Raw genomic sequence first — 24,098 nt, forward strand, 5'->3', positions numbered from 1 at the left:
CCCGTGCCCGCTGTGAACACCGTCCTCGTCGTCGGCGCCGGCCTGGCCGGCGCCGCGACCGCGATCCGCCTCGCCGAGGCGGGCGTCGCCGTGGAGCTCGTGGAGATCAAGCCCGACCTCGCGGCGATCGGCTCGGGCATCACCCTGCAGGGGAACGCGCTGCGCGAGCTGCGCACCCTCGGCGTCTGGGAGCAGGTGCAGCGGGAGGGCTACGCCTTCGACGTGACCGGCATCCGGGCGCCGGACCCGCACGGCACGGTCGTCGCCGAGATCCCCGACGCCAAGACCGGCGGCCCGGACCTGCCGGCCGCCATGGGCATGCCGCGACCGGCGCTGGCGCGCATCCTGTGCGAGCGTGCCACCGAGGTCGGCGTGAAGCTGCGCTACGGCACCACGCAAACCGGGCTCGTCCAGGACGACGCCGGCGTGGACGTCACCTTCGCCGACGGCTCGTCCGGCCGGTACGACCTGGTCGTCGGCGCCGACGGCGTGCGCTCCTGGACCCGCCGGGCCCTCGGCGTGAACCTGGAGACGCGCTCGGTGGGCATGGGGATCTGGCGCGCCTTCGGGCCGCGGCCCGCGAGCGTCACCCGCACCGACCTGTACTACGGCGGCCCGTCCTTCATCGCCGGCTACTGCCCCACCGGCGAGGACTCGCTCTACGCCTACATCGTCGAGCCGGCGCAGGACCGCAGCGGCCTCTCCCCCGACGAGCAGCTGGCCACCATGAAGCAGCTGTCGCAGGCCTACCACGGCCCGTGGGACGAGATCCGCGAGACGCTCACCGACCCGTCCCGGGTCAACTACACCTGGTTCGAGACGCACCTCCTCGACGAGCCGTGGAACCGCGGCCGGGCGGTGCTCGTCGGCGACGCCGCGCACACCTGCCCGCCCACCATCGCCCAGGGCGGCGCGCAGGCCCTGGAGGACGCATTCGCGCTCACCGACCTGCTGCTCACCCGCGACGTCCTCGACCAGGACCTGTGGGACGCCTTCCACGCCCGCCGTCACGCCCGAGCGACGACCGTCGTCGAGGCCTCCAACCAGCTCGCGCAGTGGCAGCTCGACCACGTCCAGGGCGACATCCCGGGCCTGATGCGCTCGATCGCCCAGCTCACCAGCCAGCCTGCTTAAGGAACCGCAATGACCCAGCGCCTGATCACCCACCTGCGGCACGTCGACCTCGCCGTGCCCGACTTCCGCACGCAGCTCGACTTCTACTCCGGCACCTGGGGCCTGACGACCGAGCACACCGACTCCGGCCTGGCCTTCCTGGCCGCCGAGGGCTCGCCGGAGCAGTACATCGTGCGGCTGCGGGAGGCTCCCGACAAGCGGATCGACCTGATCGCCTTCGGCGCCGCCACCGCCGCCGACGTCGACACCCTCGCCGGGCAGCTCGCCCGCGACGGCGTGCAGCTGATCGGTGAACCCGACACGCTGCAGACCCCCGGCGGCGGCTACGGCTTCCGGTTCTTCGACAACGAGGGCCGCACCGTCGAGATCAGCTCCGACGTGGCGGTCCGGCGGCACCGCGCCATCGAGGAGGGCGAGTCGATCCCGGTGCGGCTCTCGCACGTGGTCCTGAACTCCACGGACCCCGAGGGCACGGTCGCCTTCTACGACAAGCACCTGGGCTTCTCGCTGTCGGACACGCTCATGCACCCGCGGATGGGCAACATGATGTGGTTCCTGCGCACCAACGCCTGGCACCACAGCATGGCGATCGCGCGCGGCCCGCACGCCTCGCTGCACCACGCCTCGTTCGAGATGCGGGGCGTCGACGAGTACATGCGCGGCACCGGGCGGCTGCTCCGTGCCGGGGTGGAGAAGATCTGGGGCCCCGGCCGGCACCTGGCCGGCAACAACACCTTCAGCTACTTCCTCGACCCGCAGGGCAACACCGTCGAGTACACGACGGAGCTGGAGACCCTCGACGAGGACACCTGGCACCCGCACCTCTACGACATCAGCAACCCCGAGGTCAGCGACCAGTGGGGCACGGCGAACGCGATGAACGAGTTCGTCGCGCAGAAGTCGTTCAACGACCCGGACAAGGGTCTCTTCGTCGCTCCCCCGGTCTGATGCGGTTCGCCACCTGGGAGGCTGGAGGCCGCGTGCAGGCCGGCGTGGTGGAAGCCGCCGGCCTGCACGCCCTGCCCGACGGGCGCAGCATCCTCGACCTGGTCCGCGCCGGGCTGCCGGCCGCCCTGGACGCGGGCGCCGCCGCGCTCGACGGCCCGGCCGTGCCGCTGGAGCAGGTGCGGCTGCTGCCGCCGCTGGCCGCGCCGACCGTGCGCGACTTCGTCGCCTTCGAGGAGCACGTCGAGGGCATGGTCGCGCCGAGCGGTGAGCCGGTGCCGCCGGAGTGGTACCAGGCGCCGACGTTCTACTTCACCAACCCCTACGCGCTGGTCGGCGCGCACGACGACGTCGCGGTGCCGCCGGGGTCCCGGCGGTTCGACTTCGAGCTCGAGGTGGCGGTCGTCGTCGGCCGGGACGGCGCCTCGCTGTCACCGGAGCAGGCCCGCGACCACGTGTTCGGCTACACGATCCTCAACGACTGGTCCGCCCGCGACCTGCAGATGCGCGAGATGGCCGTGCGTCTGGGTCCGGCGAAGGGCAAGGACTCCGCGACCACGCTCGGGCCGTGGCTGGTGACCGCCGACGAGCTGGAGCCCTACCGGGACGCCGAGGGCTTCCTCGGCCTCGACATGCGGGTGCAGGTCAACGGCGTCGAGATCGGCCGGGACCTGCTGTCGAACATGGGCTGGCCGTTCGAGGAGCTGATCAGCTACGCCTCCCGCGGCACGCAGGTGCGCGCCGGCGACGTCCTCGGGTCGGGCACCTGCGGCAACGGCGGCTGCCTCGCCGAGCTCTGGGGCGTCCGGGGCGACGCCGCTCCCCCACCGCTGCAGGTCGGCGACGTCGTCGAGATGACCGTCGAGGGCCTCGGCACCATCCGCAACCGCGTGGTGGCCGGCCACGACCTCCCCCCGGTGCGCCCGGCCCGTCCGCGGCCGCGCACCCGTACGCGCACCCCCTGAGAGAGGAACCACCCGTGTTCGAGTACTTCCCCACCGGTCCCTACACCTGGAACCTCGGCGTCGTCGCGACGCTGAACTCCGGCGGGCTCATCGACGAGGTCGACCGGGCCTGCCGGCCGATCAAGGACGCCGCGAACGCCGGCGAGGACGCCGGCACACCAGACTTCCTGCGCGCCTGGACGGCGCTCACCGACCAGCTGGTCGCCCAGGCCGAGGAGGCCGAGAAGGCCGGGCACGTGCGCACCGCCGGGCAGCTGTGGTTCCGCGCCAGCAACTACCTCGCCCAGGCCGAGCGGATGCTGGCCCACTCCGACCCGAACCGGGTCCCGACCTACCGGCGGATGCTGGAGATCGCGCAGAAGGCCTTCGACACGCACAGCCCGGGCGTCACCCGCGTCGCGATCCCCTACCAGGGCACGACGCTGCCGGCCTACTTCAGCGAGGCGCCGGGCGACGGCCCGAAGCCGGTCGTCGTCCTGGTCAACGGCCTGGACTCCACCAAGGAGCACATGTACGCGTCGAACCACTGGGAGGAGCTGGCCGCCCGCGGCATCTCCTGCCTGATGCTCGACCAGCCCGGCACCGGCGAGTCGCTCCGGCTGCAGGGGCTCACCGCCCGGATCGACACCGAGGTGTGGGCCGGCGCGGCGGTGGACTGGTTGGAGACCCGGGACGACGTCGACGCCTCCCGCATCGGCATCGTCGGCTGGTCGCTCGGTGGCTACTACGCCCCCCGCGCGGCGGCGTTCGAGAAGCGCTTCGCGCTCTGCGTCGCCTGGGGCGCCAACCACGACTGGGGCTCGGTGCAGCGCCGGCGCAAGGAGCGCGAGGGCGAGCGCCCGGTCCCGCACTACTGGTCGCACGTACTCTGGGTGTGGGGGCAGGACGGAGACGAGAACCACCTCGACGGGTTCCTCGACTTCGCCGACGACATCCACCTGGACGGCGTCGTCGAGCAGATCACCGTGCCGTTCCTGATCGCGCACGGGGAGAACGACCGGCAGATCCCCCTGGCGATGGCGCACCGCTCCTACGACCAGGCGGTCGGCTCGCCCAAGCGCGAGCTGCGGGTGTTCACCCCGGAGGAGGGCGCGACGGAGCACATCGGGCTGGACCACCTGCCGCACGTCAGCACCTTCGTCGCCGACTGGGTCGCCGACACCTTCGCCGAGCTGGGCGGCCGCGCCTAGGGTCGGGTGCATGGCCGACTCCTTCCCGACCGTCGCCGAGCTCGCCGCCGAGGAGGCGGAGCTGCAGCTCGACTCGTTCACCAACGACGACGCGTGGGAACTCGGCGCTGCGCTCGTGGCGGCCGCCCGCGCGGAGGCGGCGCCGGTGGCGGTCGAGATCGTCCGCAACGGGCACCGGCTGTTCTCGGTCGCCCTGACCGGGGCGACACCGGACAACGCCTCCTGGATCGAGCGGAAGTCCCGGGTGGTGCACCGGTTCGGGCACAGCTCCCTGCACGTCCGGCAGGCCAGCCGCGAACGAGGGACGACGTTCGAGGACGAGTTCGGCCTGGACCCGGCGCTGTACGCGGCGCACGGCGGGGCCCACCCGCTGCTGGTGCGCGGGGTGGGCCCTGTCGGCGTCGTGACGGTGTCCGGGCTCCCCCAGCTCGAGGACCACCGCATGGTCGTCGAGGCGCTCCGGCGACACACCCTCGCCGGTCCGGCGCAGCGGTAGGACACAACTCACCAACAGCACCAGACGGTTTCGTCCTCTTATTGCCAGTGCGTGGCCGGCGAAGGTCTCAGTAGCGTTACGGACAGCAGTCGGGCCGTACCGGTCCGTCACCCAGACGCCGACCGAGGAGCTTCCCATGCCTTCCTTCTCCCGCCCCGCCCTGACCCTGGTCCACGGCCAGTCCGCTCCCGAGCTCAGCTACGCCGAGCCCGCCTGGGACGCCGGCTGGGACGACCTGACCGAGTGGGACGCCGAGTCGCAGTGGGACGAGCCGGCCGCCGAGACGGCTCCGCTCTGGCCGCAGGCCGCCCCGGCCACCGGCGAGGAGTGGCGTCTGGACGCGCTGTGCGCCGAGACCGACCCCGAGGCCTTCTTCCCGGAGAAGGGCGGCTCGACCCGCGACGCCAAGCGCGTCTGCACCGGCTGCCCGGTGCGGGCCCAGTGCCTGGAGTTCGCCCTGGCCAACGACGAGCGCTTCGGCATCTGGGGCGGGCTGTCCGAGCGCGAGCGTCGCCGCGTGCGCGTGCAGCGCAACGGCTCGATCAGCGCCTGACGCGCATCCCCGGGCGCCGCCCGGGGCACTGAGCGCCCATGCCGGACGCACCGGGCCCCGCGCCCACCCGGAGCCACGCCACCGGCCCGGGGTGGGACGCCACCGCTCCCCACCACATCCCGCTGCGCGGCTGGGTCCAGATCCTCCGGCGGGCCGGCCGTCAGGTGCTGGGCGACCGGCTCCAGGTGCTCAGTGCCGGCATCGCCTTCTTCGCCCTGCTCTCCCTGGCACCCATGCTCATCGCGGCCCTGTCGGTGTACGGCGCGCTGAACAGCCCCGAGGCGGCGCTGCGCCAACTCTCCGACGTCACCGGGCTGCTGCCCGACGACCTCGAGCCCGTCGTGGGCGAGCAGCTCGCCACCATCACGCAGGCCGCCGGCGTCGTGAGCACGCGAAGCCTGGTCGGCCTGCTCGTCTCCCTCTGGACGGCGACGACCGCGGCCACCTGGCTGGTCGACGCCCTCACCCTGGCCTACCTCCAGCACGACACGCGCGGCTGGCTGCGGCGCGCCTCGATCGGCCTGGGCGTCGTCGTCGGCGGTGCGCTGCTGGTGGGCGGTGCCCTGAGCGTGTCCGGGTACGTCGACGGCCTGCTGGCGGGCGCACCGGGCCCCGTCCGCGCTACGGGCCGGCTGCTCGGCTGGCCGGTCCTGGCCGCGCTGATCGCGACCGCCCTGTCCGTGCTCTACCGCTTCGTGCCCGACCGGACGGGCGCCCGGTGGCGGTGGATCAGCGGCGGCGCGGCGCTGGCCACCCTGCTGTGGCTGGGCGCGACGGCAGTCCTGTTCGCCTACGTGGAGACCCTCGGTGGCTACCGGTCGACCTACGGGTCGCTGGCCGGCGTGGCCGTGAGCATGTTCTGGCTGTGGCTGACCGTCTTTCTCGTGATCGTCGGCGCCGCGATCAACGCCGAGACCGAGCGGCAGACGGCGCGGGACTCGACGGTGGGCCCCGAGCGGCCGCTGGGCCAGCGCGGCGCGGTGGTCGCCGACAGCGCGCCGCCCTACCCGGAAGACGGTTGAGCCGCGCGTCCGGCCACCCGCGGGCATGGATCGGCCACCGAGCGTGTTGTCATGGGCAACGACGCACTCGTCCGCCCTCCCGGGCGTCGACCCCTGCCTGGAACCAGCGAAGGACCACTCCTGCCCGAGACGCCGCCCCAGCCCGCCACCGCCCGACGTCGGGAGCGCTCCTCCTCCCGCCGGACGCAGGCCCGCGAGTCCGACAGCATCGCCGCCCGCGCCGAGAAGCTGGCCCAGCAGAGCTGGGTCGAGGGCGCCGAGCCCGAGCTCCCCGTGCGCCCCGTGCCCCCCGAGAACGTGGTCTTCCACCTCGGCCCGACGAACTCCGGCAAGACCTACGAGTCGCTGCAGGCGCTCGCCGCCACCGGCTCCGGCGTCTACGCCGCGCCACTGCGCCAGCTGGCCCACGAGGCCTACGCGAAGCTGTCGGCCCAGCTGCCCGAGGGCATGGTGGGCCTCTCGACCGGCGAGGAGGAGATCGACCCCTTCGCGCCCATCGTCTGCTGCACCGTCGAGAAGGCGCCCCCGCGCGGCGAGATGCTCGTGCTCGACGAGGCGCACTGGGTCACCGACCCCGACCGCGGCCACCACTGGGCCCGCCTGCTGCTCACCGGCGAGTACCGGGAGATGCACCTCATCTCCGCGGCGGAGGCCTACCTGGTGCTCAAGCCGCTGGTCTCCGACGCCGAGCACGTCGAGGTCGTCAACCACAAGCGGCTCTCCCGCCTCGACGTCCTGAGGGCCCCGGTGCGGGCCGACGGCGTCCGCCCCCAGACGCTGGTCGTCGCCTTCTCCCGCAAGGCGGTCTACGCCGTGGCCGCCGAGCTCGACCAGCACCGGCCCGGCAAGGTCGGCGTCCTCTACGGCGCCCTGCCACCGGCCACCCGCCGCGAGGTCATCGAGCGCTTCACCAGCGGCGAGCTCGACGTGCTGGTCACCACCGACGTCATCGGCCACGGCATCAACGTGCCCGCCACGACCGTGCTCTTCGCCGAGACGACGAAGTTCGACGGCCAGGAGATGCGGCCGCTGCGCACCTGGGAGGCCGCCCAGATCGCCGGGCGGGCCGGTCGCTACGGCCTCACCGGGCACGGCGCCGTCGGCATCCTGATAGGGGTCAGCGGGCTCAGGCCGATCGCCTCCCTGGTCGGCGCCGGTGCCGCCGTCGCGCGCGGCGACGAGATGAGCGACCTGCCCAAGCGGGCGCCCCGGCTGCGACCGGAGCTGGAGGACCTCGGCGCCTTCGAGCCGGTCGACCTCCCCGAGGCCCTCACGCGCTGGATGGCGTGGGCGCGCGCCGCCACCCGCGACCAGGCGATGACCGCCGACGACGTGACCAGCCTGGTGCTGCGGGTGCACGCCCTGCTGCCGCTGCTGCGCGGCCCGCTGGGCGCGGCCGGCGACCTGCGGACCGTCTGGCGCCTGGTCAACCTGGCGATCGACTACAACCCGCCGCGGCGCACCCGCTGGCTGGTGCTCGCCAAGGCCGCGCTGCAGCACGAGGTCGGCATCCCCGTCCCGCCGGAGACCGTGCTGCCCGACGTGCCGCGCGGCGGCGGCGTCGAGGACTACGAGCAGGCGGCGGCCGCCGCGCGCGACGCGCAGACGCTGCTGCGCCAGTTCCCCGGCGTCGGCGGGCTCTCCGGCGACGACGCCGCCTGGGTCGAGGAGGAGTGCGCGGAGATGATCACCGAGCTGCTCCCCGACGCCATCGCCCTGGGCCGCTCCGGGAAGTGCACCGACTGCGGCCGGCCCATCGCGCCCTGGTTCACCACGTGCCGGCCGTGCAGCGCCCCCGCGGGCCGCGGCAGCGCCGGCGAGCGGGACCGCCGTCCCTCCTCGGGCGGGCGCCGGACCGCCGGACGGGCCGCCGGGCGCGCCCTGGGCGGACGGCAGGGCGGCCCGCGGGGGCGGTCCCGCCGGGGCTGAGTCCCCCGGCGCCCGGTCGGTGCGCGTGCGGCAGGATCGACGCGCGCACCCGACCGTCCGGAGGACACCGATGACCGCTCAGCTCCCGCCGCTGCCCACCATGGTCGTCGGCAGCCTGCCGCAGCCCGACTGGCTGATCGACCGCGAGCGGCTGGGCCACCAGTTCCCGCCGCGGGTGCGGGCGGCGGAGCTGTGGCGCGTGCCGGAGCAGTTCCTCGCCGAGGCGCAGGACGACGCCACGCTGGTCACGATCCGCGCGCAGGAGGAGGCCGGCCTCGACGTCCTCACCGACGGCGAGATCCGCCGCGAGTCCTACTCCAACCACTTCGCGACGGCGCTGGACGGGCTGGACCTGGACAACCCCGGCAGCGTCCGCAACCGGTCGGGCATCGACATCCCGGTGCCGCGGGTGACCGGGGAGATCCGGCGTCCCCGGCCGGTCCAGGTCGACGACGTCCGCTTCCTCCGGGCGCACACCGACCGCGCGGTCAAGATCACCGTGCCGGGCCCGTTCACGATGGCCCAGCAGGCCCAGAACGACCACTACCCCGACGACCGCGCGCTCGCCCTGGCCTACGCCGACGTCGTCCGCGAGGAGATCGCCGACCTGTTCGCCGCCGGCGCCGACATCGTGCAGGTCGACGAGCCGTGGCTGCAGGCCCGCCCGGACGTCGCCCGGAAGTACGGCGCCGAGGCGCTCACCCGCGCGATCGAGGGCGCCGCCGGCCCGGTGCACGTGCACCTGTGCTTCGGCTACGCGGCGATGGTCGCCGAGCGGCCCGACGGCTACTCGTTCCTGCCGGAGCTGGCCGACACCCCCGCGCACACGATCTCGGTGGAGACGGCGCAGTCCTCCCTCGACCCCGCCTCGCTGCGGCCGCTGCGCGGAAAGGGCATCGCCCTCGGCGTCCTGGACCTGTCCACGCCCGAGGTGGAGACGCCGGAGGTCGTCGCCGACCGGGTCCGGCGCGCGCTGGACGACGTCGACGTCGACAAGCTGATGCTGTCGAGCGACTGCGGCCTGAAGTACCTGCCGCGCGCCTCGGCCGTCGGGAAGATGCGCTCGCTGGCGCGGGCCGCGGCGATCGTGCGGGCCGAGCTCGGCTGACCCGGGCGTGCTGGGCTTCCTCCTCGAGCTCCTGCTGGACCCCAGCGGTGTGCTCGAGGGGATGCGGGAACGGCGTCGCGAACGACGCATCGAGAAGCGGGCGCGGGCGACGCAGATCCGCTGCGCCCTCCGGGTCGTCGAGGGCGCCCACCCCGGGCTCGGCCGCCGGTGGAGGCGCGGGACGGCCCGCGTCCCGCCGGGTTCCGTCGTCTTCGAGCCGGACTCCCGCTGGCGGTCGCGGCTGACCGTCGCCGTCCGTTCGTGCACCCTGCGCCCGCCCGGGGACACCCCTCGACGCGGTCCGCGGGCGGTGGGGCCGCGACCGCGCCTGATCGTGCTGGAGACCGCCGGCGCGACCCTGGAGTGGCTGGTGCCGGAGGAGCAGGTGGAGCGATCGATGCGCGTGACCCGGCGCAGCGTGCGCGACGCGCGCCCGCCGACCGGGTGAGCCCGTCGGGCCCTCCCGGCGAGATCAAGTCCCGCAGAAGCGAGGTCAGGTCCCGCAGAACGTGACGTAGGCGCCGAACGCCTCCGGCGCCGGCTCGGCGTAGCGCTCCAGGCCGGGGCGCTCGTCGAACGGCCGGGCGAGCACCTCGAGCAGGCGGTGGAGCGGCTCCAGGTCGTCGGCGGTCGCCGCCGTGAGCGCCTGCTCCACGAGGTGGTTGCGCGGGATGTAGACGGGGTTGACCCGGTCCATGGCGGCGGCGTCGGGGCCGACGGCGCGCCACCGCTCCAGCCAGGCGTCGAACCCGGCGAGGTCGAGCACCAGCAGCCGCGCGGGCTCGGCGTCGCCGCGTGCCGCGTCGCCGAGCCGGCGGAAGAACGTCGTGTGGTCGACCCGGTTGTCCCGCATCAGGGCCTGCAGGTCGTCGATCAGGCCGGTGGCCACCTCGCCGTCGAGCCCGTCGGGGAGGCCCAGCTTGGCCCGCATGCCCGCGGTCCACGCCTCGCTGTACCGGCGGCGGAAGGTCCCCAGGGCCTCGGTGGCGATGCCCACTGCGGCCTCGGTGTCCTCGGCCAGCAGCGGCAGCATCGCCTCGGCCAGCCGGGCCAGGTTCCACTCGGTCACGATCGGCTGGTTGCCGTAGGCGTAGCGCCCGGCGGTGTCGATGGAGCTGTAGACGCTGCCCGGGTCGAACACGTCGAGGAACGCGCAGGGCCCGTAGTCGATGGTCTCGCCGGAGATCGTCACGTTGTCGGTGTTCATCACCCCGTGCACGAAGCCGACCAGCATCCAGCGGGCCACCAGCTCCGCCTGCACCTGGAGCACCTGCTCGTACAGCGCCAGGTAGGGCTGCGCGGCGTCGGCGGCGGCCGGGTGGTGCCGGGCGATCGCGTGGTCGGCGAGCCGGCGCAGCAGGTCGGCGTCGCCGGTCGAGGCGGCGTACTGGAAGCTGCCCACCCGCAGGTGGCTGCTCGCGACCCGCGCGAGCACGGCGCCCGGCAGCTCGGTCTCGCGGCGCACGCCGCGCCCGGTGGCGACCACGGCGAGGGCGCGGGTGGTGGGGATGCCGAGGGCGTGCATCGCCTCGCTGACCACGTACTCGCGCAGCATCGGCCCGACCGCGGCCAGCCCGTCCCCGCCGCGGGCCACCGGGGTGCGCCCGCTCCCCTTGAGGTGCAGGTCGAGCAGCCGGCCGTCGGCGCGGGTCAGCTCGCCGAGCAGCAGCGCCCGGCCGTCGCCCAGCCGCGGGCTGTACCCGCCGAACTGGTGCCCGGCGTACACCTGGGCCACCGGCGTCGCGCCCGCGGGCACCGCGTTGCCGACCAGCAACCGGAGGCCGTCGGCGCCCCGCAGGGCGGCCGGGTCGAGGCCCAGCTCGCCGGCCAGCGCGTCGTTGAGCACCAGCAGCCGCGGCTCGGGTGCCTCCTCGGCCGTCCAGCGGATCGCCAGCTCGGGCAGCTCGGAGGCGAAGCGGTCCCCGAGGACCAGGGTCGGGGCAGGTGCGACGCTCACGGTTCCGAGCGTACGAGCGCGTCGCACGCGCCGCCGGGCTCAGCCCAGGGCGGAGGAGATGTTCTCGCTCCACACGTCGGCGCCCAGCCGGACGATCAGCGCGGTGACCACGACGAGGAAGGCGATCCGGATGAACCGGCTGCCCCGGCTGGTCGCCGTCCGCGCGCCCAGGTAGCCGCCCAGCATGTTGGCCGCGCCGAGCAGCAGCCCCAGGCCCCAGAAGACCGAGCCGTGCGGCACGAAGAACAGCAGCGCGCCGAGGTTGGTCGCGCAGTTGACGATCTTGGCCTTGGCGCTGGCGTTCAGGAAGTCGTAGCCCAGCAGCGACACCATGGCGAACACGAGGAACGAGCCCGTGCCCGGGCCGAGGATCCCGTCGTAGAACCCGATGACCAGGCCCAGCGCGGCGGCGATGCCGTGGTGCCGGCGGCCGGTGTGCCGCAGCGCGGTGACCTCCCCCAGCGCCGGGCGCAGCAGCGTGAAGGCACCGATGCCGACCAGCGCGACCACGATCACCGGCTTGAAGACGGCGGCCGGCAGCAGCGCGGCCACCGACGCGCCGACGAAGCTGCTGACCAGGGCGATCCCGGCCATCGGCAGCGCGGTGCGCAGGTCCGGCCGCACCCGCCGGTAGTAGGTGAGCGCGCTGGTGCTGGTGCCGAACACCGAGCCGAGCTTGTTCGTGGCCAGCGCCTGCACCGGGCTCATCCCCGGCACGAGCAGCAGGGCCGGCAGCTGGATCAGCCCGCCCCCGCCGACGACGGCGTCGACGAAGCCCGCGGTGAGGGCGGCGAGCAGGACCAGCAGGAGGGTGGCGGTGGTCAGCCCCTCCGGCAGCAGATCGGTCATCCGCGGGCGTAGGGCAGGACGACGGCACGCACGCGGGGATCCTGCCTCACGCGGTCACCCGGCCTCCGCCCAGGACCGGACGACGGCGACGTCGAGCGGGAAGTCCACCGGGAACCCGCCGAACAGCAGCCGGCCGGCGGAGGCCGCCGCGCGGCGCACCTCCTCGGCCACCTCGGCGGCCAGCTGCTCGGGGGTGTGCACGACCACCTCGTCGTGGAGGAAGAAGACCAGGTGCGGCCGGTCCTCCAGCGGGCCCTCGCCCAGCTGCCACAGCCGGTTGCGCAGGTCGGCCAGCCAGCACAGCGCCCACTCGGCCGCCGTGCCCTGGACGACGAAGTTGCGCGTGAACCGGCCCCAGGCGCGCCGCCGGCGGTCCTGCTCGTGCAGCGGACCGGAGGGTTCGGGCGGCTCCCCGAGGTCCGCCGTCCGCTCGCCGCCGGGCACCGGCGATCCGCGCCCCAGCAGGGTGCGCACCACCTCCCCGCGCTCGCCGGCCCGGGCCGCCTCCTCGACCAGCGCGATCGCCTGCGGGTAGCGCCGGGTCAGCCGCGGCATCATCCGCCCGCTCTCCCCGCGGGTGCCGCCGTACATCGCCCCGAGGATGCCGAGCTTGGCCTCGGCCCGGGTGGCGACGGTGCCGGCGTCGACCATGCCCTGGTAGAGGTCGGCCGCGCGTGCGGCCTCGGCCATCGCCAGGTCCCCGCTCATCGCGGCCAGCACCCGGGGCTCCAGCTGGGCGACGTCGGCGACGACGAACCGGTGGCCCTCGTCCGCGACCGCGGCGGGCCGGATCTGCACCGGCACGGAGAGCGCGCCTCCGCCGGTCGAGGACCACCGGCCGGTGACCACGCCGCCGGGCAGGAACCACGACCGGAAGCGGCCGTCGCGCACCCAGGTCTCCAGCCACGACCACCCGTTGGCCGTGAGCAGCCGGGAGAGCTTCTTGTACTCCAGCAGCGGCGGGACGACGGGGTGCTCGAGCTGGACGAGGGTCCACGAGCGCGTGTCCTCGACCGGGAGGCCGGCGGTCTGCAGCGCGCGCAGCACGTCGGCCGGGGAGTCCGGGTTGAGCGACGGCGCACCGAGGGCGGTCCGGATCTCGGCCGCCAGGCGCTCGAGGACGGCGGGCCGGTGCCCGGCGAGCGGCCGCGGGCCGAGCAGGTCGGTGAGCAGCCGCTCGTGCACGTCGGCCCGCCAGGGCAGCCCGGCGTGCGTCATCTCCGCGGCGACCAGCGCTCCGGAGGACTCGGCGGCCAGCAGCAGCTCCAGGCGGCGACGCTCCGGGGACGCGGCGAGGGTCGCCAGCTGGCGGTCGTGCTCGGCGACCGGGTCCAGCTCGTCGGCGGGGTCGGCCAGCGGGAAGAGCGCGGCGTCGGACGCGGTCACCGGCTGGAGCGCGTCCCACCCGCGCGTGGTGGCGGCGGCCAGCAGCCGCTGGTCGGCGAAGGGCGTGCGGCGCAGGAGGGCGTGCGTGAGTCGCAGGTCGGTGCACCGCGCCACCCGGACCCCCGAGGCGAGGAGCGCCGGGTACCAGCGGGTGGTGTCGTCCCACACCCAGCGCACCCCGGCGGCCTCGTGGGCCAGCACGAAGTCGGCGAGCCCGTCGGCGGCCAGCCGCGAGACGGTCGCCGGCCCGTGCGCCTCGACGTCGTCCCCGCGGCGCACGAGGACGATCCGGTTCACCGCCGCAGTGTCGCCGACGGCTCCGCCTCCCGCGCTGCCCGCCCGGCCGGTCGCGCGCAGACTGGCGGGCGTGACCCCGGCGTCGCGCGGCCTCGTCCGCCTGCTGAACACCGCCGGCGGGCGGGTGCTCTGCCTGGCCGGTGAGATCGACGCGGCGACGGTGGACTCGCACCTGCGGCGCTACGGCCGGGAGCCGATGCCGGTCGAGGTGATCGACGCCGGATCGGTCACCGGGCTCTCGGCACCGGCGCTGGACCTGGTGCTCGACCACCTCGACGCGGCTGCCCGCGCCGGGCGGCCGGTGCGGGTCCGCCGCTCCCCCGCCGTCGAGAGGCTGCTGGCGGGTGCCGAGCGCTAGCGTGCGCGCGTGCGCATGAAGCCGGGCCGCCCGGACCTCGGCCCGCGGGCCGCCCTCTTCGACGTCCCGGCGGCCGGTGGGGGTCCCGGCGTCACCTTCCTGGGCGTCTCCAGCCTGCTGTTCGACGACGGCGAGCACGCCGTCCTCACCGACGGCTTCTTCTCCCGTCCCTCCCTGCTGCGGGTCGGGCTGGGCCGGATCGCCCCCGACGCCGCCCGCATCGGCGCCGTCCTGGGCCGGCTCGGTCTGGACGACGAGGGCTCCCGGCTGCGGGCCGTCGTGCCCGTGCACACCCACTACGACCACGCCCTGGACTCCGCCGTGGTCGCGCGGCGGACCGGCGCGGCCCTCCTGGGCGGGGAGTCCGCGGCGAACGTCGGCCGCGGCGCCGGCCTGCCGGCGGACCGGATCCGCGTCGTCGGACCGGGCGCGCAGGTGGAGCTCGGCTCGTTCACCCTCACCTTCGTCGGGTCCGCGCACTGCCCGCCCGACCGCTATCCCGGCACCGTCGACCGGCCGGTCGTGCCCCCGGTCCGCGCGGGCGCCTACCGCTGCGGTGAGGCGTGGTCGGTCCTCGTCGCGCACGCCGGCGGGCGCACCGCGCTGGTCCAGGGCAGCGCGGGCTTCGTGCCCGGCGCCCTGGACGGGCTGCGCGCCGACGTCGCCTACCTCGGCGTCGGGCAGCTCGGCGTGCAGGACGAGAGCTACCTCCGCGGCTACTGGACCGAGACCGTCGCCGCGGTCGGCGCCCGGGACGTGGTGCTGATCCACTGGGACGACTTCTTCCGGCCCCTCGACCGGCCGCTGCGCGCGCTGCCGTACGCCGGCGACGACCTCGACGTCACCCTCCGCGTGCTCGGGCAGCTGGCCGCGGAGCAGCAGGTGGGGCTGCACCTGCCGACGGTCTGGCGGCGCGAGGACCCCTGGAGCCTGCGGAGCTGAGGGGACGGCGCGCCGAGGGGGGAATGAACCGGCACCTCGATGGTATTTGCAACTGGTGAGAGGGCCAACGGCGGTCGCTCGACACCGCTGCTCCCCCTGAGAGGCCCCCGTGACAGTCACCGCGCCCGCACCCGCCCCGGTCGAGGCCTCCCCGCGCCCACCCCGCACCGCAGCCCTGGCACTGATGCTGGGTGCCTTCGTCGCGCTGGGCCCGCTCACCATCGACATGTACCTGCCGGCGCTGCCGGAGATCCGGGCCGACCTCGCGACGACGTCGGCGACCGTGCAGCTCACCCTCACCGGGACCCTCGTCGGCCTGGCCTTGGGACAGCTGGTGATCGGCCCGCTGTCCGACGCGTTCGGCCGCAAGCGGCCGCTGCTCGCGGGCGCCGCGCTGCACGTGGTCGCCTCGCTGCTCGTGCTGGTCGCCCCCACCATCGGCGCCCTCGGTGCCCTCCGGGTGCTGCAGGGCGTGGGCACCGCGGCCGCCAGCGTGGTGGCGCTGGCCATCGTGCGGGACCTCTTCGAGGGCCGCGCCGCCGCCACGATGCTCTCCCGGCTGTTCCTCGTCATGGGCGTCGCCCCGGTGCTCGCACCGACGCTGGGCGGTGAGGTCCTGCGGTTCACCTCGTGGCGCGGGGTGTTCGCCGGGCTCGCCCTCTACGGCGTGGCCGTGCTCGTCGTCGGCAGCCTCGCCCTGCGCGAGACCCTGCCGGCCGAGCGCCGCCGCGGCTTCGGCGTCGGCAGCACCCTGCGCACCTACCGGATGCTGCTCCGCGACCGCACCTACGTCGGCCTGATCCTCTCCGCCGGGCTCACCATGGCTGCGCTGTTCGCCTACGTCTCGGGCTCCTCGTTCGTCTACCAGCGCGAGTTCGGCCTCGACGAGCAGCAGTTCGGCATGCTCTTCGGGGCCGGCGCGGTCTGGCTGATCGCGGCCACCCAGCTCAACCCGGTGCTGCTGCGCCGCTGGTCGCCGGCGCAGATCCTGGTCACCGCCACCGTGGGCGGCACCGCGGCGGGCGCCGTGCTGCTCGGGATCGCCGCGGCCGGGTTCGGCGGCCTCTTCGGCGTGGCCGTCCCGCTGTGGGCGGTGCTCTTCGCCACCGGGCTCGCGCTGCCCAACGGCCCGGCGCTGGCGCTGTCCGGCTACGGGGAGTCCGCGGGCTCGGCCGCGGCGCTGCTGGGGGCCGTCCAGTTCGGCGTCGGTGCCGCGATCTCCCCGCTGGTCGGGATCCTCGGCAACGACGCCGTGGCGATGTCGACGGCGATCGTGGGCTCCCTGGCCCTCGCCGTCCTCGTGCTCCTCGCGATCCGGCCCTGGCGGCTGCCCGACCCGCAGGACGACGTCGCCCCGGCCCTCGCGCACTGAGCCCGCGGGGCCCGCCGCCTACGGTGGGCCCCGTGGAGGTCTGGTTCAACCCCTCGTGCTCGAAGTGCCGCACCGCCCGGGACGAGCTGTCCGGCGCCGGGGCGGACGTCACCCTGCGCCGCTACCTCGACGAACCGCCGAGCGAGGCGGAGCTGCGGGCGGCGCTGACCGCGCTGCGCCTGCAGCCCTGGGACATCACCCGGCTGTCGGAGCCGCTGGCCCGCGAGCTCGGGCTGCGGGACCTGCCGCACGACCCCGACGCGTGGATCGCGGTGCTGGCCGAGCACCCGCAGCTGATCCAGCGCCCGATCGTGCTCGCCGACGACGGCCGGGCCTGGGTCGCCCGCGACGGCGAGACCCTGGCCGAGGTCGTCGCCGCGGCCAGGGGCTGACCGCCCCCGCCGATTACGCCCGGCCTGCCCGGGGGTAGGGCTCCCGGGTGACCAAGGAGATCGACCCCCGGGATCCGGACACCCTCTACGCCGAGGGCCCGGTGGCCGCGGAGCCGCCGGACGACGACCTGCCCGAGACCTCGCCGCTGCCCGACTCCGGCGGGACCGGCCCGGGCCCGGACGACCTGGACAGGCTGCTCTGACCGCCGACGGCGGCCGGCCCCGCGGGGGTCAGCGGTAGTTCACGTGCGGGTGGTCCATGTGGTTGGCCGTGGCGCTGCCCCGGTTCTCCATGGCCTTCCAGCTGCCGTTCGCCGAGGACAGCATCCGCTGCTGCCAGATGATGTAGTCCACGCCGAGCTCGTCCCAGTGGGCGCGGTGGTAGGCGACGATCGCGTCGCCGAGGGCGCTGTCGCTCATGACCATGTAGTCCAGCGCGTTGCCCGAGGGGTGCCCGCCGGGGTCGGCCGCGCTGGCCCGCGTGCCGCCGAGGGTGATGCTGTCGGCGCCGGGCACGTTGCTCACGACGGCGTTCGCGGCCGCCTGCACCCGTGCGGACACCGGGCCGGCGCTGTTGCTGATCCTGGCGATGACGTCGACGGCGGTCGAGGCAGCGGCGGCGGCGACGCCCCCGGCCGACTTCTCGACCGCGGACTGCTGCTTCTCGGCCTCGGCTGCCGCCGCGGCGGCGGCCGCCTCGGCCTCCGCGCGGATCTTGGCCTCCTCCTCGGCCTTGCGCCGGTCGAGCTCGGCCTGGTCCGCGGCGGCCTGCGCCTGCTGGGCCTGGGTCTCCTCGGCCTGCCGGCTGCTGCGGCTGGCGGTGAGCTGCTCCAGCGACTCCAGGTCCTGGGTGGTCACGTCGATCGGGGCGGACTGGGCGCTGAGGCCGAGCTCCTGCGCGACGCTGACCGACTGGGAGGCGCCGGCCTCGGCCTGGGCGGCCGGCTCGACGCCGATCAGCACGTTGACCAGGACGGCGCCGGCGGCGGCGACCCCGAGGTAGAGGCCGGGACGGCGCCCGGGGGTGGGCGGGGTGAGCGATCGGGTGCTGCGGCCGGACGTGGTGGTGCGGGGGTTCATGGGGTGCTGGTGCTCCGTGTCGTGCGAGCCGCGGGGCCCCTCGGAGGAGCGCGGCGGCGGCGGGTGTGCGGGCATCGGCGGCCGGGCCGGGCGGATCGCGGGGCACCTGGGAAGCGGCGAGGAGCCGGTCGAGCGGTGGTGCTCGGGGCGGTGCGCCCGTGGGTCCGCGGCGTCAGGGACGGCCGCGCGGGGTCACATCCGGGCGCGCACCCGGGTCGAGCGGGAGGTGGGGCTGGGTCGAGCGTTGGTGCACGGGCACGCCATGCGGCGGCTCTCCGTTCTTCCGTTGCCGCCTACCGAGTTAGCTGACGGATTCGGGCTCAGAAGTAGCCCTACCGCCCCGGGCTGGCGCCCCGGGCGGATTCACCCCAGTACTGCGATGGGTCCCCGGCTCCCCCGCGGTCCGAGGACCACGGGCGACTCGGCGGCGTCCGCTCGGACTCCCCGGACGGGGACGAAACGACCGATCGGACCGAGCCACGGTAGCCGTCGTTATGGAGTCGTGACAACGCGAAGCCCGGATTTCGTCGGCGTGACACGCGTCGCGGCGTTTCGGGGAATGCCCTGCGGTGTATGCGGCACTCCCGCCGCTCCGCCGATCCGGGGGTGGACCGTCGCAGGTCAGGCCCACGCATGACCCCTCCGGCGGATGCGGTACAGGTCACTTCCGGAAATGGCTCAAGCAATCGCCCCGTGCGCTCGATGGGGTGACTGTGACCAGCGTTGCCGAGCGACCGGACGAGGAGTGCGCACCCCCTGCGCACCCGTCCCTCGACGGCGACCCCGCCCGCCTGTGGGCGGCAGTCGCCGATCTGACCGCCGACGTGGCCGACCTGGAGATCCTCTCCCGCTTCGAGCGGGACGACGTCGAGCCGCTCGCCGAGCGCGCCGTCTCCGCGGCCCGCGAGCTCGGTCTCGTCGAGCTCGAGCTGCGCGCCACGCTGGTGCAGGCCGACCTCGAGCGGAAGCGCGGCAACGTGGCGGAGGCCGGTCGTCGTGCGCAGGACGTGCTCCGCTGGGCCGGGGAGAACGACGCTCGGCACCTCGAGGCCCGCGCCCACTTCCTGCTGGCGGGCGCCTTCCAGGAGCTCGGCGACCTCTCGCGCGCCCTCGAGCACGCCGTCCGCTCCGCGGAGCTCCTCGACGACGACGCCCGGCCCGAGCTCCGGGTGGACCACCACGCCCGGCTGGCCGACTGCCTGGGCCTCAACGGCGATCTCGCCGCTCGTGAGCGCTACGACCACGTGCTCGCCCTCGCCGAGGACCTCGGCGACGTCGAGCGCCAGGTGCTCGTCCTGAACAACCGCGCCTACTGCGAGACGATCTGCGGCCACTACGACGAGGCCCTGGTCTGGACGACGCGGCTCCAGGCCGTCTCCGCGCGGCACGGGATCCCCCTCCGCGTCGGACGGCTCGACACCCTCGGCCGGGTGCTCATGGAGCTCGACCGGCTGGAGGAGGCCGAGGCGGCGATGCTGCCCGGGCTCCACCCGGAGGTGCTCGACGCCTCGCTGGACGGCGACGGCGGCGCGGACTTCCTGCTCACCCTGGCCGAGCTCCGCCGCCGTCGCGGGCACCTCGACCAGGCGCAGGAGGTCCTCGACGAGTGCGTCCGCCGGTGCGATCGGTACGGGCTGAACTCGATCCGGGTGCGGGCGTGGCGCGAGCAGGCCGAGCTGCACGCCGCGGGCGACCGGTACCGGGAGGCCTTCGAGGCGCACAAGCTGTACGCCGCCGCGCTGGTGGACCTCCAGTCCACCGAGCGCGACGCCCGGGCCAGGGCCCTGCAGGCCATGTACGAGACGGCCGAGGCGCGCCAGCAGACCCTGCGGTACCGCGAGCTGTCCCTGCGCGACCCGCTCACCGGGCTGTACAACCGCCGGTTCGTCGACGACGAGCTGCCGCGCCTGCTGGCCGAGCCCGCGGCCGCCGAGGGCGCCGTCACCATCGCGCTGCTGGACCTCGACCACTTCAAGCGGATCAACGACGAGTGCTCGCACGAGACCGGGGACGAGGTGCTGCGCACCGTCGCCGCGCTCCTGGAGGAGGTGGGCCCGCCCAGCGGCGCGACCGCCCGCACCAGCGGCTCCTTCGTCGCCCGCCTCGGCGGCGAGGAGTTCCTGCTCGTGCTCGTCGGCCTGTCCCCCACCGAGGCGGCCGCGCACCTCGAGGAGGTCCGGGTCGCCCTGGGCACCCACCCGTGGTCGGCGATGACCCACGACCTGCCGGTGACGGTGAGCATCGGCGCCGCCAGCACCGAGAGCCTGGTCTCCCCCACGCCGTCGGACATGCTCGCGCGCGCCGACGCCCGCCTCTACACCGCCAAGCGGCAGGGCCGCGACCGGGTGGTCAGCGAAGCCGGCTGACCCCGGTCAGGACGGCTGGACGCCGAAGACGTCCGCCAGCCGCTCGATCTTGCGGGCCCGGCCCAGCCGGGGCAGGTCGCTGCCGTCGCGGATGACCTGCCCGCGTGCGTCGAAGTCGGCGAGGAAGTCCCGGGCCCACGCCACGTCCGACGGCGTCGGGCTGATGACCTCGTTGATCACCGGCAGCTGGTCCATGTCCAGGCACAGCTTCCCGGTGAGACCGAGGGAGACGGTGACGGCGGTCTGCTCGCGCAGCACCGGGTGGCTGCTGCTCACCGTGGGCCCGTCGATCGGCCCGGGGAGGCCGCCGATCCGGCTGGCAACCACCAGACGGGACCTCGGGTAGGCCATCGCCAGGTCGTCGGCGCTGGTGCCGGTGTCGCGGCGGTAGTCACCGCTGCCGAAGGCCAGCCGGGAGGCGCCCCGGGCCCGGGCGATGTTCACCGACTCCTCGATGCCCAGCGCCGACTCGACCAGCGCCAGCACCGGGGCGGCGCCCCCGAGCCGGTCGAAGGTCTCGGTGACGTGCTCGGCCGCCTCGGTCTTGGCGAGCATCACGCCGAGCAGGCCCGGCACGCCGGCCAGCTGCGCGACGTCGTCGGCCCAGAAGGGGCTGGCGTGGTCGTTGATCCGCACCCACGCCGTGCGGTCGCCCTGGGCCAGCCACCGCAGGACGCCCTCGCGGGCCTCGTCCTTGTGCGCCGGGTCCACGGCGTCCTCGATGTCCAGCACGATCTGGTCGGCCCGCGACTCGTGCGCGACGTCGAAGAGCTCCGTGCGCGCGCCGTTGACCAGCAACCAGGACCGGGCGTCGTCGGGCCCGATCGTCCTCCGTCTCGCCATGCGCCCATCCTGCCCGGCTGGGCTGCGCCCGCCCACCGCACCGCCCCGGCACGGGGCGTCGGCTTCCGGTCAGCGGGAACGCGGGATCAGGTGGTCGAGCGACACCGGGTCCACGAGGACGCCGACCGGCGTGCGCACCCACCAGGCGCCGGTCGCCCGGCGCTCCTCGCGGGTGGTGAAGCGGTAGCGGTAGAGGCGCACCCGCACGTACCGCGGTGGCGCCCCGGGCGGGAACGGCGAGGAGCGCAGCAGCCGCAGCGTCGCCCGGTCGCCCTCGAGCAGGAGCCGCAGGAACTCCGGGAGCCAGCGCCCGCCGTAGCGGGGGTCGATGCCGACGAACCACATCATCCAGTCCAGCCGCAGGTGGTACGGGGCGTACTGCGGCGGCCGGCGGTGCACGTCGCCGGGTTTCCCGCGGAACTCGTACTCCTGCCAGGCGGCGTCCGGGCCCGCGACCGGGTCGTCGGTCCCCTCGACCACGGCCTCGTGCCGGACGCGGGTCACCGAACCGAAGGCGCCGTAGGTGTTGACCAGGCGGAGCGGGTCGAAGCTGGCGTTCATCACCTGGCGCCGGGAGAAGAGGTTGCGGGCTGGTCGCCAGCTGAGCACGAGCAACCCCGCGGTGACGACGACGACCAGCACCTGGTGCCAGAGCGGCGAGGCGAGCTCCGCCGGCCGCTGCACGGGCAGCACCGCCTCCCACACCCGCCCGTCGACGACGGAGGTGGCGAGCACGAGCGTCAGCCAGTTCAGCCAGGCGAAGTTGCCGCTGATCACCAGGTAGCCCTGGGTCACGATCACCACCACCGCGGCGACGGTGGCGACCGGCTGCGGCATCAGCAGCCCCCAGACGACGACGAGCTGGGTGGCGTGGTTGGCCAGCGCCTCGACCCGGTGCAGCCGGGGGCTCAGCGAGTGGAACCAGCGGCTGGCCGGGTTGGGCATCGGCTGGGTCTCGTGGTGGAACTGCAGGCAGGTCAGGTCGCGCCAGCAGTCGTCCCCGCGGAGCTTGATCAGGCCGGCCCCGAACTCCAGGCGGAAGAGCAGCCAGCGCAGCAGCCACAGGACCAGCACCGGCGGGGCGACGTCGGCCGGGCCCAGCCAGATCGCCAGGAACCCGGCCTCGACCAGCAGCGACTCCCAGCCGAAGCCCCACCAGGTCTGGCCGACGTTCACGATGGACAGGTACAGCGCCCACAGCACCGCCCAGAGCACCATCCACGCCCAGAGCGGCAGCCGGTCGGCGACGCCCACGAGTGCAGCCGCGGAGAGCGCGATGCCGACCCAGCAGACGGCGGCGAAGAAGCGGTCCGACCAGGGCAGGTGGAACAGGCTCGGCGAGCGGCGGAACGGCGTGCGCGCCAGGTACGCCGGCACCGGCAGCATGCCGCCGGTGCCGATCAGCGGCCGGAACTGCCGCAGCGCCGCGACGAACGCGACCAGGTAGACCAGCGCGAGGCCGCGGGTGAGCACCAGCCGGCTCGCCCAGTACCCGGGGTCCGAGAGCCAGTCCACGTTCGCCTCCCCCTCGTGCGGCGCCGCCTGCCCGGTTCCCCGGTGCACCGGTCGCCATGCCTCATCCGGCAGGCCCGCTGCTGACCGTTCCACCGCTGTCGTCAAGAGTCCGCTGACATCTGTGGAAGGGCCGCTGAGCTGGGGATTCGCGCTGCGGAGGCCATCGAGAGCGGCCAGTATCCGTACATGCGTTCGAACACGTTAGCGGCTCTGGAGGCGGCTCTCGACGAGCTGTCCGCCGAGCGGTTGGACGGCATGTTCGGACCGCAGCTGCTGGAGCGGCTGGGTGATCTGCTGACGGCGCAGAACCGGCTGGCCGCTGAGGTCGCGCGCACGGTTCGCCAGTGCGAGCTGGCCGGGGCGGCGGACGTCGACGGCAAGGCGTCGATGGCGGCCTGGCTGCGCGGGCACGCCCGGTTCTCGGCTGCGGCGGCGAACAGGGTGGTCGTCGCGGGCCGGACGATGGAGCAGTTGCCGGTCCTTGCAGCAGCAGCCGCCGCCGGTGAGGTGAGCGCCGAAGCGGTGTCCGCCGTCGCGCCGGTTGCGTCGGCGGAGAACGTAGCTGCGGCTGACGCGTCGGGTATCGACCTGGCCGACATCGACCAGCTCCTCACCGACGTCGCCCGCAACCAGTTCCACCCCGTCCTCCGCCGGGCGGTCGCCCACTACCTGGACCGGCTGGACCCCGACGGCACCGAGCCTGACCCCACCGACCAGCGGTCGCTGACCTGGTCGAAGCACGCCGACGGCAGCGTGACCGGTCGCCTGGAGCTGGACCCGGTCGGTGCGGAGAAGGCGATGGCGGCGGTCGAGTCGATCGTGCAGGCATCCCGCCCCGCCGGTGACACCCGCACCCGAGCCCAGCAGCAGGGCGACGCCTTCGTGCAGCTGTGCGACAACTCCTTCGCCGCCGGTCGACTGCCGGTCCTCCGGACTCAGAAGCCGCACGTCGTGGTCACCATCCCCATCGAGGACCTCGTGGACCCCTCCACCGGCCAGGGCGCCGCCGATCTCGGGTTCGGCGCCACGATCTCCGCCGCCCGCGCCCGCTGGCTCGCCTGCGACGGCAACGTCACCCGCATCGTCATCGGCCCCGAAGGCCAGCCCCTCGACCTCGGCCGCAGCCACCGGGTGGTGCCCCACCACCTGCGCCGGGCGGTCGAGGCCCGCGACGGGGGCTGCATCTTCGCCGGCTGCGACGCCCCCAGCCACTGGTGCGACGTCCACCATTCGGCCATCCCCAGGGGCCCGCGGCGAGCTGGCGAGTCGTGGGGAGGGGGTGGTCCTTCTGCACACCAAGGTCCACCACGGGTTCCGGGTGGAACGACAACCCGATGGCCGATGGCGCACCTGGCGACCTGACGGCACCGAGATCCTGCTCCTCCACCGCGTCGTCGAC

At 74.6% G+C, this 24,098-nt stretch carries 23 protein-coding genes and 1 riboswitch; of the genes, 17 read left to right on the plus strand and 6 right to left on the minus strand.

What is annotated here, in order from left to right; all coding sequences use genetic code 11:
* Positions 1-3 precede the first annotated feature (3 nt).
* The 10 genes from DQ244_RS12690 to DQ244_RS12735 all read left to right on the plus strand — a co-directional run bounded on the left by DQ244_RS12690 (position 4) and on the right by DQ244_RS12735 (position 9,790).
* The gene (locus DQ244_RS12690; protein ID WP_113811842.1) at positions 4-1,134 is read left to right on the plus strand and encodes an FAD-dependent monooxygenase; all 1,131 of its coding nucleotides are present in this window, start codon (positions 4-6) and stop codon (positions 1,132-1,134) included.
* 9 nt (positions 1,135-1,143) lie between these two features.
* Positions 1,144-2,082, plus strand: a complete 939-nt coding sequence (locus DQ244_RS12695; RefSeq protein ID WP_113811843.1) for a VOC family protein — start codon at positions 1,144-1,146, stop codon at positions 2,080-2,082.
* Positions 2,082-3,044, plus strand: coding sequence for a fumarylacetoacetate hydrolase family protein (locus tag DQ244_RS12700; protein WP_113811844.1), 963 nt, complete (start codon positions 2,082-2,084; stop codon positions 3,042-3,044). The genes DQ244_RS12695 and DQ244_RS12700 overlap by 1 nt, the downstream gene beginning before the upstream one ends.
* A gap of 14 nt (positions 3,045-3,058) precedes the next feature.
* Positions 3,059-4,234 carry a S9 family peptidase gene (locus DQ244_RS12705; protein ID WP_113811845.1) on the plus strand — a complete coding sequence of 392 codons (1,176 nt, stop codon included), beginning with the start codon at positions 3,059-3,061 and terminating at the stop codon, positions 4,232-4,234.
* A gap of 10 nt (positions 4,235-4,244) precedes the next feature.
* The gene (locus DQ244_RS12710) at positions 4,245-4,730 is read left to right on the plus strand and encodes a heme-degrading domain-containing protein (RefSeq protein ID WP_113811846.1); all 486 of its coding nucleotides are present in this window, start codon (positions 4,245-4,247) and stop codon (positions 4,728-4,730) included.
* Between the two features lie 235 nt (positions 4,731-4,965).
* On the plus strand, positions 4,966-5,283 hold the full coding sequence (locus tag DQ244_RS20165; RefSeq protein WP_113812030.1) for a WhiB family transcriptional regulator: 318 nt from the start codon (positions 4,966-4,968) through the stop codon (positions 5,281-5,283).
* Positions 5,284-5,321: 38 nt separating this feature from the next.
* Complete coding sequence (locus DQ244_RS12720; protein WP_113811847.1) at positions 5,322-6,305, plus strand: YihY/virulence factor BrkB family protein; 984 nt, start codon at positions 5,322-5,324, stop codon at positions 6,303-6,305.
* Between the two features lie 51 nt (positions 6,306-6,356).
* Positions 6,357-8,234 carry a helicase-related protein gene (locus tag DQ244_RS12725; RefSeq protein ID WP_233491359.1) on the plus strand — a complete coding sequence of 626 codons (1,878 nt, stop codon included), beginning with the start codon at positions 6,357-6,359 and terminating at the stop codon, positions 8,232-8,234.
* Between the two features lie 70 nt (positions 8,235-8,304).
* The gene (locus DQ244_RS12730; RefSeq protein WP_113811848.1) at positions 8,305-9,342 is read left to right on the plus strand and encodes a uroporphyrinogen decarboxylase family protein; all 1,038 of its coding nucleotides are present in this window, start codon (positions 8,305-8,307) and stop codon (positions 9,340-9,342) included.
* A gap of 7 nt (positions 9,343-9,349) precedes the next feature.
* Positions 9,350-9,790 (plus strand): hypothetical protein, encoded by a 441-nt coding sequence (locus DQ244_RS12735; protein WP_113811849.1) that lies wholly within the window; start codon positions 9,350-9,352, stop codon positions 9,788-9,790.
* A 45-nt stretch (positions 9,791-9,835) separates the two neighbouring features.
* Here the strand turns inward: DQ244_RS12735 and DQ244_RS12740 are convergent, their stop codons facing one another.
* The 3 genes from DQ244_RS12740 to DQ244_RS12750 are packed head-to-tail and all read right to left on the minus strand — an operon-like array spanning position 9,836 to position 13,831.
* A complete protein-coding gene (locus DQ244_RS12740; RefSeq protein WP_113811850.1) occupies positions 9,836-11,299 on the minus strand; it encodes a YdiU family protein in 1,464 nt (487 codons plus the stop codon).
* 39 nt (positions 11,300-11,338) lie between these two features.
* Positions 11,339-12,148, minus strand: a complete 810-nt coding sequence (locus DQ244_RS12745; RefSeq protein ID WP_113811851.1) for a TSUP family transporter — start codon at positions 12,146-12,148, stop codon at positions 11,339-11,341.
* 54 nt (positions 12,149-12,202) lie between these two features.
* Entirely contained in the window at positions 12,203-13,831 is a 1,629-nt protein-coding gene (locus DQ244_RS12750; protein ID WP_113811852.1) for a bifunctional 3'-5' exonuclease/DNA polymerase, read from the minus strand.
* 70 nt (positions 13,832-13,901) lie between these two features.
* Between DQ244_RS12750 and DQ244_RS12755 the strand changes: the two genes are divergently transcribed.
* The 5 genes from DQ244_RS12755 (at position 13,902) to DQ244_RS19670 (ending at position 17,098) form a co-directional block, all read left to right on the plus strand.
* Complete coding sequence (locus DQ244_RS12755; protein ID WP_233491360.1) at positions 13,902-14,189, plus strand: hypothetical protein; 288 nt, start codon at positions 13,902-13,904, stop codon at positions 14,187-14,189.
* Positions 14,190-14,198: 9 nt separating this feature from the next.
* Positions 14,199-15,131, plus strand: a complete 933-nt coding sequence (locus tag DQ244_RS12760) for an MBL fold metallo-hydrolase (RefSeq protein WP_113811853.1) — start codon at positions 14,199-14,201, stop codon at positions 15,129-15,131.
* A gap of 109 nt (positions 15,132-15,240) precedes the next feature.
* Positions 15,241-16,503 carry a multidrug effflux MFS transporter gene (locus DQ244_RS12765; RefSeq protein WP_233491361.1) on the plus strand — a complete coding sequence of 421 codons (1,263 nt, stop codon included), beginning with the start codon at positions 15,241-15,243 and terminating at the stop codon, positions 16,501-16,503.
* A gap of 32 nt (positions 16,504-16,535) precedes the next feature.
* Positions 16,536-16,895: an ArsC/Spx/MgsR family protein gene (locus tag DQ244_RS12770; protein WP_113811854.1), complete on the plus strand. Its 360-nt coding sequence runs from the start codon at positions 16,536-16,538 to the stop codon at positions 16,893-16,895.
* 47 nt (positions 16,896-16,942) lie between these two features.
* Positions 16,943-17,098, plus strand: coding sequence for a hypothetical protein (locus DQ244_RS19670; RefSeq protein WP_199580373.1), 156 nt, complete (start codon positions 16,943-16,945; stop codon positions 17,096-17,098).
* Between the two features lie 28 nt (positions 17,099-17,126).
* Here DQ244_RS19670 and DQ244_RS12775 read toward each other — a convergent pair whose 3' ends face one another.
* A complete protein-coding gene (locus tag DQ244_RS12775; RefSeq protein WP_113811855.1) occupies positions 17,127-17,975 on the minus strand; it encodes a hypothetical protein in 849 nt (282 codons plus the stop codon).
* A gap of 275 nt (positions 17,976-18,250) precedes the next feature.
* Positions 18,251-18,412, minus strand: a riboswitch (cyclic di-AMP (ydaO/yuaA leader).
* 276 nt (positions 18,413-18,688) lie between these two features.
* Here DQ244_RS12775 and DQ244_RS12780 point away from each other — a divergent pair.
* Positions 18,689-20,341 carry a GGDEF domain-containing protein gene (locus DQ244_RS12780; protein WP_233491362.1) on the plus strand — a complete coding sequence of 551 codons (1,653 nt, stop codon included), beginning with the start codon at positions 18,689-18,691 and terminating at the stop codon, positions 20,339-20,341.
* 6 nt (positions 20,342-20,347) lie between these two features.
* Here DQ244_RS12780 and DQ244_RS12785 read toward each other — a convergent pair whose 3' ends face one another.
* Positions 20,348-21,184, minus strand: a complete 837-nt coding sequence (locus DQ244_RS12785; protein ID WP_113811856.1) for a CoA ester lyase — start codon at positions 21,182-21,184, stop codon at positions 20,348-20,350.
* 69 nt (positions 21,185-21,253) lie between these two features.
* Entirely contained in the window at positions 21,254-22,699 is a 1,446-nt protein-coding gene (locus DQ244_RS12790; protein WP_113812035.1) for a lipase maturation factor family protein, read from the minus strand.
* Between the two features lie 186 nt (positions 22,700-22,885).
* Between DQ244_RS12790 and DQ244_RS12795 the strand changes: the two genes are divergently transcribed.
* The gene (locus DQ244_RS12795) at positions 22,886-24,061 is read left to right on the plus strand and encodes a DUF222 domain-containing protein (RefSeq protein WP_369832110.1); all 1,176 of its coding nucleotides are present in this window, start codon (positions 22,886-22,888) and stop codon (positions 24,059-24,061) included.
* Positions 24,062-24,098 lie beyond the last annotated feature (37 nt).

The organism is Blastococcus sp. TBT05-19 (genome assembly GCF_003319095.1).
GTDB lineage: Bacteria > Actinomycetota > Actinomycetes > Mycobacteriales > Geodermatophilaceae > Blastococcus.